Below are 12255 nucleotides of genomic sequence, written 5' to 3' on the forward strand. Positions count from 1 at the left end.
TGACGACGCCGATCGCGGCCGCGCCGGCATTGGTGCTGGAGAAGAAGAGCGGACCGCCGTCGGGCAACAGCGTCGGCTCGACCATTGCCTATAGCTTCACCGTCAAGAACACCGGCAACGTGACGCTCACCGACGTCAAGCTCACAGATGCGCTGCATGGGGCCGTCGTGAGCGGGGCCCCCATCGCTTCGCTCGCACCGGGAGCGACCGATTCGACAACGTTTACGGCACTCTACACGCTTACTCAGGCCGATATCGATGCCGGCAAGGTCGAAAACACGGCGACAGCTTCAGGTACAATGCCTGAGGGCAAGGTCGCGACGAGCGACGCAAGCACGGTCACGACCACTCTTAGGCAGGGCGCGGCGCTCGAACTCGTAAAGACCGCCAGCCCGCCATCCGGCAATGCCGCCGGGGCAACGATCACCTATTTCTTCACCGTTAGAAATACCGGCAACGTCACGCTCAACAATATCACGATCAGCGACGATCTGCCCAATGTCGCAGTCAGTGGCGGACCCCTCGCCTCGCTGGCGCCGGGGGCGGAAGACACAAGCACTTTCACGGCGCGCTACACGCTGACGCAAGCCGATATCGATGCTGGCGGGGTTGCCAACACAGCGACCGCCACAGCGACGGTTGCAGGATCGCCGACGACGGCGACTGTAACAAGCACGGCGAGCGAAGTGCGGACACCGATCGAGCAGAGCGCTACGATCGCGTTGGTCAAAACCGCGAAGCTCAACGATACCGATGGCAGCGGCTTATACGAGGCCGGCGAATCGATCACCTATCGTTTCGAGGTTACCAATACCGGCAATGTCGTCGTCAACGACGTCATTCCAACCGATCAGGGCCCAACGTTCAACAAGCAGCCTGCCGCCAACAAACTCAGCGCGGTTGTGCCGGGGCCGACTGCCATTGCGCCGAAGCAGACGCAGGTGTTCGAGGCGACCTACACGCTGGCGCAGTCCGATATCGATGCGGCTGCAGGTATCGCTAACGGGATTGTCAACAAGGCCAAAGCCGAAGGCACCTATACGCGGCCACAAGCTCCAGAAAGCAATGCCGGGCGCGGTTTTGCCTACACCAATCCGGGGCAAGGCAAGATCACCGTCGTCGATTCGGCGGAGGCGACGGCAGTTCTCGAATTGCCGGCGGCCCAAGCCTCTTCCGTAACGATCACCAAACAGGCCGGCCTGCGGCAGATACGCCGCGGCGAGAAGGCGCCGTTCACAATCAAGGTCACCAACAAGAACACCAGCAACGTCGCAGGCTTGACGGTTCTTGACCGCCTCCCCGCAGGCTTCCGCTATGTCGACGGATCGGCGACGCTCAATGGCAAAGCCGTCGAACCGCGCATTGACGGTTCCAACCTTCGTTTTGACAATCTGACGCTTGGTCCGAAGGGCGATGCGGTCATTCGCCTGCAAATGCTGGCGCTGAGTACGGCCGGGCCGGGCAAGCACGTCAACAAGGCGCAAGCGCTCGGTTCAAGTGGCAAAAGGCTTGCCCCGGAGGCCAGCGCCGCCGTCGAGATCATGGTCGAACCGGTCTTCGATTGCGGCGATCTCACGGCCGCGTGTTCGACGACCTTAACAGCGATGGCTACCCGAACGACGGCGAGCCGGGCCTGCCCGGCGTGCGTATTGCAACCGTGCGCGGCTTGCTGGTGACTACCGACGAATTTGGGCGCTTCCACGTTGCCTGCGCTGATCTTACGGATGCGCGTATCGGCTCCAACTTCATCATGAAGCTTGATACGCGCACCCTGCCTGCCGGCTACCACCTGACCACCGAGAACCCGCGGGTGATCCGTCTCACCGCCGGCAAGATGTCGAAGCTCAACTTCGGCGCGGTGCAAGGCCGCGTCGTGCGGCTCGATCTCAAGGACGAAGCCTTCGAACCTGCTCTCACGACGCTGAAGCCGCGATGGGACAAGGGTCTGGATGCGCTAATCGAGATGCTGAAGCAGCAGGAGGCAACGTTGCGGATCAGCTACCCGACGCGTTCCGGGGACCTTGCCACCAAGCGCATGGAGGCGATCGAGGACGCCATCGCCAAGCGATGGAAAGCCGCCGGAGGCGGGTACGCGCTCAATATCGAAGCGCGGGTGGAGGCGGGTCAATGAGCCAAGACCGCTTTCAAGTGTCCACCCGGCCTCAAAATAATGCAGTTGCATCGCGTAAAGCGCGGTCGCTCATGGCGGGTTGTACCGTTCTCCTGGTGCATCTCACGGCGTTTCGAGCCGAGGCCCAGGAAGAAGCGCCGCCAGCACAGGCAAGCACCTGCATAAAGACCGATTGCGCTGCCGGGACCGTGCAAAACGTGCGAGCAGCCAAAGGCTCCCGCGTCACATTACCTGAGACCCGATCCCCATCGGATAATCCTGGGGAAATTCCTTTTGCGATCAGCGTCGAGGGTGAGACCGTCGTCAAAAGTAATGAACAGCAGCCCGGGATCGTGGCCAAGGAGACCAACGCACAAACGCACGCCGCAATTGGGGGTGGATCTGACAAAGCCACGCCAAAACATGGGCTCAGTGCGGTCGATATCCAGGTCAAGTTCGATGGGCTGGACGCGCGTCCGGTCCTGAATGTTTCGACGACGCCGGTGCGCACACCGTATCGGACGGGCGAGACGATCCACTTCCTCGCGACCAGCAACTACCCCGCTTTCATCCAGCGTTCCGAAATTCGCGTGTTCGAGGATGAGAAGCAACTCACGGACAAGCCGCTCGCAGTTATTCCGGTTTCGGTCAACGGCGAGGCCGGCTGGACCATGCCGCCAACCGAGAATGACGACCAGCGCTTCAAATACGTGCTGCGAGTCTATGATGCCGACAACCGCTATGACGAGACGTTGCCGCGCCCGCTCCGCCGCATGGATCGCGACCTGCCACGAGAAGAGGAGAATGCGGTCGCGCCGGGCATGACCGAGGACAATACTGGATTACGGAACATCCCGGTTCGTGGCGGCGCAGTCACCGTCTATGGCCGCAACGTTCCCGACGGTTACGGTGTGCAGGCGCTCGACGATAGGATCCCCGTCGATCGCGAACGTTCCTTCGTCATGCAGCGCATTTTGCCGCCCGGCGATCATGATGTGCACGTGACTGTCGTCGGCTCGAAGGGCAGCGCCCTCGACTTTCGGCGCCAGATCAACATCCCCAATAATGACTGGTTCTATGTCGCGCTGGCCGACCTCACCGTCGGCAAGAATAGCGGCAGCGATCATATTGAGAGCGTGCGGCCGGGCGAATATGACGACATTTATACGAAGGGTCGCCTCGCCTTTTACGTGAAAGGCAAGATCAAGGGCAAATACCTTCTTACCGCCTCGGCCGACACCGGAGAAGACAGTCTCGATCATATGTTCCGTGGGCTCGATGCCAAGGATCCGCGGCAATTGCTGCGGCGGCTGGATCCGAACGACTATTACCCGATCTATGGTGACGATTCGACGGCGATCGATGACGCTCCGACCAAGGGCAAATTTTACGTGCGGCTCGAGCGCGGCGATAGCCAGGTCCTGTGGGGGAGCTATAAGGCGATCATCCAGGGCACGGAGTTCATGCGCTCGGACCGAGCGCTCTACGGCGCGAGCGCTGCCTATCGCTCGGAGAAGACGACACCGTTCGGAGAGCGCAACAGCGAGGTGACGCTCTATGCGGCGCAACCGGATACGCTGCCGCAACGCGACGAATTCCTCGGCACCGGCGGATCCGCCTATTTCATGCGCAGGCAGGACATAACGATCGGCTCCGAAACCGTGACGGTGGAAGTCCGCGATTCGACAACAGGACAGATCATCGAGCGGCGCACCTTGCGCTATGGCGAAGACTATTCGTTCGATTACCTGCAGGGCATGCTGATCCTGAAGCGGCCGCTTTCCTCTTCGACCGGCACGACGGGCCCGGTGCGCGAAGGCGCGCTTGGCGGGAACAAGCTCTATCTAGTATCGCAATACGAATACACGCCCATCGCCGGCGACCTTGACGGCTACGCCTATGGCGGACGGGCGCAGCAATGGTTCGACGACAAGGTTCGGGTCGGCATCACCGGCATGAACGAAAATACGGGCCTCGCCAACCAGAAGGCCTATGGCGCCGACATCAAGGTCCGCCATTCCGATACGACCTTCATCGAAGGCGAAATATCGCGGTCCGATGGACCGGGCTTCGGCACGTCCCGCTCCACCGATGGCGGGCTGACCCTGAGCGACGTGCAGACCACGGGCACGCGCGGCCGCCTGGCCACGGCGTGGCGCACACGGGCGCAGCTCGACCTGGAAGACATCAGCAAGAGCGGCATGAAGGGCACGCTCGGCGGGTACTACCAGGAAAAGGACGCGGGCTTCTCCACCCTTTCGGAACAGGTTGCGGCGGATCAGCGGATCTGGGGACTAGCGGCAGATATCGATATCACGAAAGATACGAGCCTCGATCTTACCTATGACGATTTCAAGGAAGGTGAAGCGACTAATGATTTCTACGATCAGGCGGTCGGCGGCAGGTCCAAGCGTAAGGGCGCTGCCGCAATCAGCAAGCAACTGAACGAATACTGGAAAGCCTCGTTCGGCGTCACCTATCTCGAACTCAGTAATCCGCTCGCAACAGCTTCGAACAAGTCCGGCTATGACGGGTCGCGGCTCGATGCAGGCGCTCGTCTCGAATATGCACCCGATGCCGAACATACCTATTACGGCTTCGGACAAGGAACTTTGTCGCGATCCGGCGACATCGAGCGCGGCGACCGTCTTGGCGTCGGCGCCGAATATCAGCTCACCGAAAAGATCGGGCTAAACGGCGAAGTATCCTATGGCGCGACCGGGCTCGGAGCCCTCGCCGCCGTCACCTATGAGCCGACAGCGGAGGATAGTTACTATCTCGGCTACCGCCTCGACCCCGATCGCGCTTTCGACCTTGACCGAACCTACGATCTCGACGGGACTGATTACGGCGCGATCGTCATCGGCGCGCGCCGCAAGCTTGACGACTATTGGTCGACCTATGCTGAGAACAATTACGACCTGTTCGGGAGGCGCAATTCGCTCGCTCAAACCTACGGTGTCGTCTACACGCCCGATACCAGATGGACGGTCGATGGCGGGCTGGAGATCGGCACAGTCGAAGACGATACGATCGATCCCTCCACAAATCTCGAACGTTCCGATTTCGACCGCAAGGCGATCTCCCTGTCGGTCGGCTACAAGGACGAGGATCGCATTGCCGCACGCATTCGCGGTGAGACGCGTTTTGAAGATTCCGATGACGATACCCGCGATCTCAACACCTACCTCTTCGCCACGGGCTTCAGTTGGAAGACGAACGATAGCTGGCGGCTGCTTGCCAATATCGATTCAGTACTCTCGGACTCGAACGGTGATGGTTCGTTCAGGGATGGGGACTATGTCGAAGCCTCTCTCGGCTATGCTTACCGTCCGATCACAAATGACCGGCTGAACGCCCTCTTCAAATATACGTGGCTTTATGATCTTCCGGGCGAGGATCAGGTCAGCGCGGTGACCGGCGACGAATACGGGCCAGCACAGCGCAGCAACATTCTTTCCGCCGATTTTACCTACGATCTCGTTCCCTGGCTGTCCGTCGGCGCGAAATACGGCTTCCGCTACGGTCAAGTGCGCGAGCGGCTTCAGGACGATCTCGACGCATTCTCTGATTGGCAGACTTCCTCAGCGCATCTCGGCATTGTTCGAACCGATTTTCACATCGTCAAGAAATGGGACGCCTTGCTGGAAGGGCGCGTCATGTACATGGCCGAGGCGGATACGACAGATCTTGGCGTGCTCACCGCCGTTTATCGCCACGTCGGCGACAACTTCAAGGTCGGCGTCGGCTATAATTTCGGCAATTTCTCCGACGATCTGCGCGACCTGACGCTCAACGACCGCGGTGTGTTCTTCAACGTCGTCGGCAAGTACTGACGCATCGGCGTTTTTCATCGCGCAGGTGCCGGCAACGGGCCAGATGCGCTATTTGGATATCGGCGCACTCCTTCTACACGACATATTAATACTTGTGGAACACAACTGGAACAGATAGTGTTTGTTCTGGTTTTGTTTTTCCGATTCCGTTTCGAAGGATCGCCGATGCTCACGCGTAAACAACACGAACTTCTGCTCTTTATCCATGAGCGCCTGAAGGAAACCGGCATCCCTCCATCCTTCGACGAGATGAAGGATGCATTGGACCTTGCGTCTAAATCAGGGATACATCGGCTGATAACAGCGCTCGAGGAACGAGGTTTCATTCGACGGCTTGCTAACCGTGCGCGGGCGCTGGAAGTCCTGCGCCTGCCGGATTCAATTGCGCCTGGTCTCAATGCGCAAAAGAAATTTTCGCCAAGCGTGATCGAGGGCAGCCTCGGCCGCAATGTCGCCCCCCGCCCGCAGCCACGCGCTTCGGATGACGACGGTGCGCCGACGATCGTCAACATACCCGTCATGGGCCGGATCGCGGCCGGTGTACCAATCTCCGCCATCCAGAATCAGACGCACATGATTGGCCTGCCGCCGGACATGATCGGCAGCGGGGAGCATTATGCGCTGGAGGTCAAGGGCGATTCCATGATCGAGGCGGGCATCTTCGACGGCGACACGGTCGTCATCCGGCGCGGCGACACGGCCAATCCCGGCGAAATTGTGGTTGCGCTTGTCGATGACGAAGAGGCAACCTTGAAGCGCTTTCGGCGCAAAGGGGCATCGATTGCTCTCGAAGCCGCCAATCCGGCCTATGAGACGCGCATATTCGGGCCGGATCGGGTGCGCGTGCAGGGCAAACTGGTCGGTTTGATCCGCCGTTACTGACGTATCGGGTTTTCCTGATCGTCTGGCGGTGGCTTGGTCTTTGCGGCACGCCGCTGCGGTTTTTGCTCCGCAAGATTACGGGCAGTGCGGGAGTAGACCCGATAGGCGTTCCATGGGCGCTGCGGGGAGCCTACTGCGTAGGTAGTTTGCGCAGACTGGAGGCGTGCCTGCAGTTGTTCTACAGCAAATGCAGCCGCATCAAGGCCGGACGGTGGATCGACCTTGTTGTCGCCGAACCTGATTTCTGCGGAACCGCGTAGCGCCAGGTCCTGCGCCGTAATTACAAGAACGTCCCCCGGCTCGCAGGTTGCTGTGGGACCGGTGAAGGCAAGGACGACGATATCGCCCTCGGCACAAGCAGTTGATTTTTTGGTCGGATCGTCCGTGTAGGCGACGATCAGGCCGCCGGCTTCCCTCGCCAGGCACACGCCGTCGGCGCACTCAAATTGTCCATCGGCCGGCGATGCGCCATTCTTTGCCGGCGTGAGCACTTGAATTGCGCCGTACCCCTGCTGCCAGTTATCGAGGGTGAACCGGCTTGCCGTGGCACGGTTCACCGTCAGCGTGTCATCGGGGGCGCTCAAGGCAACGAGTTTGCCTTCTTCGGCAATCACTATATCTGGCGGACGTGCAGAGCGGAGGGGCACTATGGCCAATGCCATTACTGCAAATCCAACGAGCCGCAGCCGCGTTCTCAGCAACATGAGGAGGACCAGTCCCACGGTCATAAAAAACAGGCTCGTTTGCGCCATTGATCCGAAATTGCCGCTCGGCGAATGCGCGCCAACCATCTTCGCGATCGCAATGACCCATTCGATGCCGCGTTCCATAACAGCAAACGGCAGCCAATCAAGATCAAATGGCATCGCAAGAACAGCAAGCACCGCAAACGGCATCACAAAGATCGAGACAACGGGCAGCGCCAGCGCGTTGCCCACAAGCCCAAGCGGCGCTGTGTTGTTGAAATGGTAGGCGGCGAAGATCGAGCTCGCCGTCCCGGCAACCAACGAAGTCATGGCGATAGCGCCGACATGGCTTGCCGCCATCATCGGCAAACGCAGAAGCAATCCCTCGCCTTTCGTTCGGTTTGACCTGTTCTTTCGGCGCGATCTCCAGCCGTAATATGCAATGAGCGCGCCTGTCGCCGAATATGACATCTGGAAACTCGGTCCGAGAATTTCATGCGGAAGTAGCGCTATCGTGATTAAAGCGCCGATGGCGAGATTGCGCATGGAGATTGCCGCGCGATCGGCCATCATGGCAATGAGCATCACCGCCAGCATCACGAAACTCCGCTGCGCAGCTACATCGGCGCCCGAAAGCAGGAGATAGAAACCGGAACCGGCAAGGGCGACGAATGCCGCCAGTTTTTTCATTGGATAGCGGGCTGCAAAGCCGGGAAAGAGGGCCATGCTGGCGCGAAGCGAGCCGACGATGATGCCGGCCACCAGCGCCATGTGAAATCCGGAAATCGAAAGAATATGCGATAGCCCGCTCAGTCGCATTGCGTCATTCGTCGCCTCGCCGATGCCGTCGCGCTGGCCGGTAATCAGCGAAGCTGCAATATCGCCGGGTTCCCCCTTGATGCGGGAAAGCACGCGCTGGGTAAGTTGTTGGCGTATATTGGCCACTGCCTGCCAGGCTCGAGACGCAAGCGCCCCATCGGCCGGCACTCCAGCGAGTCGAGGTTTCCCAAGGAAAAAACCATTTGCGCCTATGCCCTTATAGTAATTATTGAATGCAAAATCGTAGTTGCCGGGCCGTACCGGACCTCGCTGCGGTCGCAGGTGGACGAGGCCCTGCAGTCCTGCGCCGATTTTCGTTCCTGCCGGCACGGATCGCGCCGACACGATAACCCGTTGCGGCGAATAGCGGAGCGTCGGCCGCTCGGTTGCGATAATGTCGAGGGTGACGCGCCACCCGCCTCTTGCATCTCTGGCCATGGCCACAACGCGTCCGGTCAAACGGGTGGTAATGTCCGACCCCAGCATCCTCGTATCCGCACGCATGGTTTCGAGCTTGCCGGCGACCATTCCCGCGACAACGGCAACCGCAAAGGCGAGCGCCAGTCTGGTCCTCGGACGGGAATGTGCGAGCTGCATCAGCCCGACAAGCAGGGTCAGGCCGAACAAAATGGCGCTCAGCCTTGGCTCGGCCGATGCGCCGAAATAGATGATGGCGCCGATGCCGCAACACACCGGGAGAAACAGAAACAGGGTGCCGCACTCGATTTCCTGGCTAAAAAGCGTCGGCGCTTTGATGAAGGCGCGCCTCGTCGCCGCCATGGCAATCGCCATGGGTCGCCTACCCGCATGGAGTTCAGTCCCTTGCCCCAGAACTGCCGTTTCTGTGCCTGGATAGGTCGCAACGGCGTTACCAGTGTCGTGAGCACTGAAAAAGAATAGCCGCTCATCGATTTTTGATCTGGTCTGCGGCTCCTCCATTTGCCCCCAAGCACCAATACGCTTGCACCTCAGCGGTGCTATGCTACATGAACGCCAGATCAATTCGATTGGACGTTCGGCTAATAGCGCGACGCGTCCCTGGAGCTCCCATGTCGTCCCCTGTCGTTACACGTTTTGCCCCATCCCCTACCGGCTATCTCCACATTGGCGGTGCCCGCACGGCACTGTTCAACTGGCTCTATGCAAAGCATACGGGCGGCAAGATGCTGCTGCGGATCGAGGATACGGATCGCGAACGCTCGTCGGAGGCGGCGGTAACCGCCATCCTCGACGGTTTGACGTGGCTCGGCCTCGATTGGGATGGCGAGGCAGTGTCCCAATACGCCCGCGCCGGTCGCCACCGCGAGGTCGCCGAGGAACTCGTTGCCAAGGGCAAAGCCTATTATTGCTACGCATCGCCGGCCGAGCTTGAAGAAATGCGCGAGAAAGCCCGCGCCGAAAGCCGGCCGCCGCGTTATGACGGACGCTGGCGCGACCGCGATCCCAAGGAAGCACCTGAGGGCATCAAGCCGGTCATTCGGGTCAAGGCGCCGCAGGAAGGCGAGACTGTCGTGCACGATCAGGTGCAGGGCGACGTGCGTTTCCCCAACAAGGACCTCGACGATTTCATCATCTTGCGCTCAGATGGTACGCCTACCTATATGCATGCCGTGGTGGTCGACGATCACGACATGGGCGTTACGCATATCATTCGCGGTGACGACCACCTGACCAACGCAGCGCGTCAGACCGTTATTTATAACGCCATGGGTTGGGATGTACCGGTTATGGGCCATATTCCACTCATTCACGGCGCGGATGGCGCCAAGCTTTCGAAACGCCACGGTGCGCTCGGGGTTGAGGCGTATCGCGCAATGGGCTACCTGCCCGCCGCACTGCGCAATTATCTCGTCCGCCTGGGTTGGAGCCACGGCGACGACGAGATCATGTCGGACGCACAGATGATCGAGTGGTTCGAGATATCGGACATTAATCGCGGTGCCTCCCGCTTCGATTTCCAGAAGCTCGAGGCAATTAACGGCCATTATATGCGCATCACGGACGATGCCGCGTTGGTCGAAGCCATGATCGCCATCCTGCCCGAGATGGAGGGTGGCGAAGCAATTCTCAACCGGCTCAACGATACGACCAGGCAACAGCTCGTGGCGGCCATGCCAGGCCTCAAGGAGCGTGCAAAGACGCTTGTCGAACTCGCTGACAGCGCGAAATACCTTTTCGATGAACGTCCGCTGACGCTCGACGACAAGGCAGCGGCATTGCTGAATGACGAAGGCTTGAGCGTGCTGGCCGGCGTCTTGCCCGAGCTTGCTGCGGTCGATGACTGGACGGCGTCCGCGCTCGATGCCGCAGTGCGTGTCTATGCCGAAAAAACCGAGCTCAAACTCGGCAAAGTGGCCCAGCCGCTGCGTGCCGCATTGACAGGAAGAGCAACGTCTCCAGGTGTTTTTGACGTGCTTGAGGTGCTCGGAAGGGACGAATCCCTCGGCCGGATCAAGGACCAGGTCAAAGGATGAGAAGTGCGTCCTTCAGGCGCATTTTTGCATTGCAACATCGCGCCGTTTGAGTACGGTGTCGTGCCTGAGGAATTCACGATCTACGGCCTCGCTTGAGGCAAGTGCTTTTGCGCTGGATCAGCGCAAGCTGAAGCAAGAAAGGAACGGCAATGTCTGAAAACAACGTCAACATCGATCTAAATGGTCACCAGTTCTCAATGCCCGTGCGCAAGGGGACCATTGGACCGGATGTCGTGGACATTGGGACACTCTACAAGAACACGGGCGCGTTTACCTATGATCCCGGTTTCACGTCCACGGCGTCCTGCGAGTCGCAGATAACCTATATCGACGGCGATGAAGGCATCCTGCTGCACCGCGGCTATCCTATCGAGCAACTGGCCGAGCATGGCGATTTTCTCGAAGCCTGCTATCTGCTTCTTTACGGGGAACTGCCGACGAAAAGCCAGAAGGCCGATTTCGACTATCGCGTAACCCATCACACGATGGTGCACGAGCAGATGTCGCGTTTCTTCAGTGGTTTCCGCCGCGATGCGCATCCCATGGCGGTCATGGTCGGCTGCGTCGGCGCGCTATCCGCGTTCTACCACGACTCGACCGATATTTCCGATCCGCATCAGCGCATGGTCGCCTCGATCCGCATGATCGCCAAGATCCCGACCCTCGCTGCCATGGCCTACAAGTACCACATCGGCCAGCCATTCGTTTATCCGCGCAACAACCTCGATTTCGCGACGAACTTCCTGCACATGTGCTTTGCCGTGCCCTGTGAAGACTATGTGCCAAATCCGGTGCTTGCACGCGCGATGGACCGGATCTTCATTCTTCATGCGGATCATGAGCAAAACGCGTCGACGTCGACCGTACGTCTCGCAGGCTCTTCCGGCGCAAACCCGTTTGCGTGTATCGCAGCAGGCATCGCCTGCCTGTGGGGTCCTGCCCATGGCGGCGCCAACGAAGCCGCACTCAACATGCTCGGCGAAATCGGCTCGGTCGACCGCATTCCGGAGTTTATCGCCCGCGCCAAGGACAAGAACGATCCGTTCCGCCTTATGGGATTTGGCCACCGGGTCTACAAGAACTACGATCCGCGCGCGAAGATCATGCAGCAGACCACCAAGGAAGTGCTTGGCGAACTCGGCATTAAGGACGATCCGCTGCTCGACGTTGCCATGGAGCTCGAGAAAATCGCGCTAACGGATGAATATTTCATCGAAAAGAAGCTTTATCCGAATGTCGACTTCTATTCGGGTATCACATTGAAGGCACTCGGGTTCCCCACCACCATGTTCACCGTGCTCTTCGCTGTGGCACGTACGGTTGGCTGGATCGCCCAGTGGAAAGAAATGATCGAGGACCCGCACCAGAAGATCGGTCGTCCGCGCCAGCTCTACACCGGTGCGACACAGCGCGACTATGTCAGCGTCGAGAATCGCAAGTAATCTGCC

7 protein-coding genes are annotated in these 12255 nt (G+C 59.6%); 6 read left to right on the top strand and 1 reads right to left on the bottom strand.

Going from position 1 to position 12255, the window contains the following annotated elements:
- The 4 genes from HQ945_RS00005 to lexA all read left to right on the top strand — a co-directional run.
- Positions 1 to 1676: DUF7507 domain-containing protein (locus HQ945_RS00005; RefSeq protein ID WP_174207511.1), on the top strand; the 1676-nt coding region annotated here is incomplete at its 5' end.
- The gene (locus tag HQ945_RS00010; protein WP_174207512.1) at positions 1643 to 2131 is read left to right on the top strand and encodes a hypothetical protein; all 489 of its coding nucleotides are present in this window, start codon (positions 1643 to 1645) and stop codon (positions 2129 to 2131) included. The genes HQ945_RS00005 and HQ945_RS00010, both read left to right, overlap by 34 nt.
- A 71-nt stretch (positions 2132 to 2202) precedes the next feature.
- Positions 2203 to 5946: an RHS repeat domain-containing protein gene (locus HQ945_RS00015; RefSeq protein ID WP_174207513.1), complete on the top strand. Its 3744-nt coding sequence runs from the start codon at positions 2203 to 2205 to the stop codon at positions 5944 to 5946.
- A gap of 165 nt (positions 5947 to 6111) precedes the next feature.
- Positions 6112 to 6828 (top strand): transcriptional repressor LexA, encoded by a 717-nt coding sequence (gene lexA, locus HQ945_RS00020; RefSeq protein WP_113281594.1) that lies wholly within the window; start codon positions 6112 to 6114, stop codon positions 6826 to 6828.
- Here lexA and HQ945_RS00025 read toward each other — a convergent pair.
- Positions 6822 to 9125: a ComEC/Rec2 family competence protein gene (locus HQ945_RS00025; RefSeq protein WP_174207514.1), complete on the bottom strand. Its 2304-nt coding sequence runs from the start codon at positions 9123 to 9125 to the stop codon at positions 6822 to 6824. The two genes, lexA and HQ945_RS00025, sit on opposite strands and share 7 nt — an antisense overlap.
- 257 nt (positions 9126 to 9382) lie before the next feature.
- Between HQ945_RS00025 and gltX the strand changes: the two genes are divergently transcribed.
- Together gltX and gltA are read left to right on the top strand one after the other, a co-directional pair.
- Positions 9383 to 10807: a glutamate--tRNA ligase gene (gltX, locus tag HQ945_RS00030; protein WP_113281585.1), complete on the top strand. Its 1425-nt coding sequence runs from the start codon at positions 9383 to 9385 to the stop codon at positions 10805 to 10807.
- 149 nt (positions 10808 to 10956) lie between these two features.
- On the top strand, positions 10957 to 12249 hold the full coding sequence (gene gltA / locus HQ945_RS00035) for a citrate synthase (RefSeq protein ID WP_027232616.1): 1293 nt from the start codon (positions 10957 to 10959) through the stop codon (positions 12247 to 12249).
- Positions 12250 to 12255 lie beyond the last annotated feature (6 nt).

Source organism: Phyllobacterium pellucidum (assembly GCF_013327855.1).
In the GTDB taxonomy this organism is placed as follows: Bacteria; Pseudomonadota; Alphaproteobacteria; order Rhizobiales; family Rhizobiaceae; genus Phyllobacterium; species Phyllobacterium pellucidum.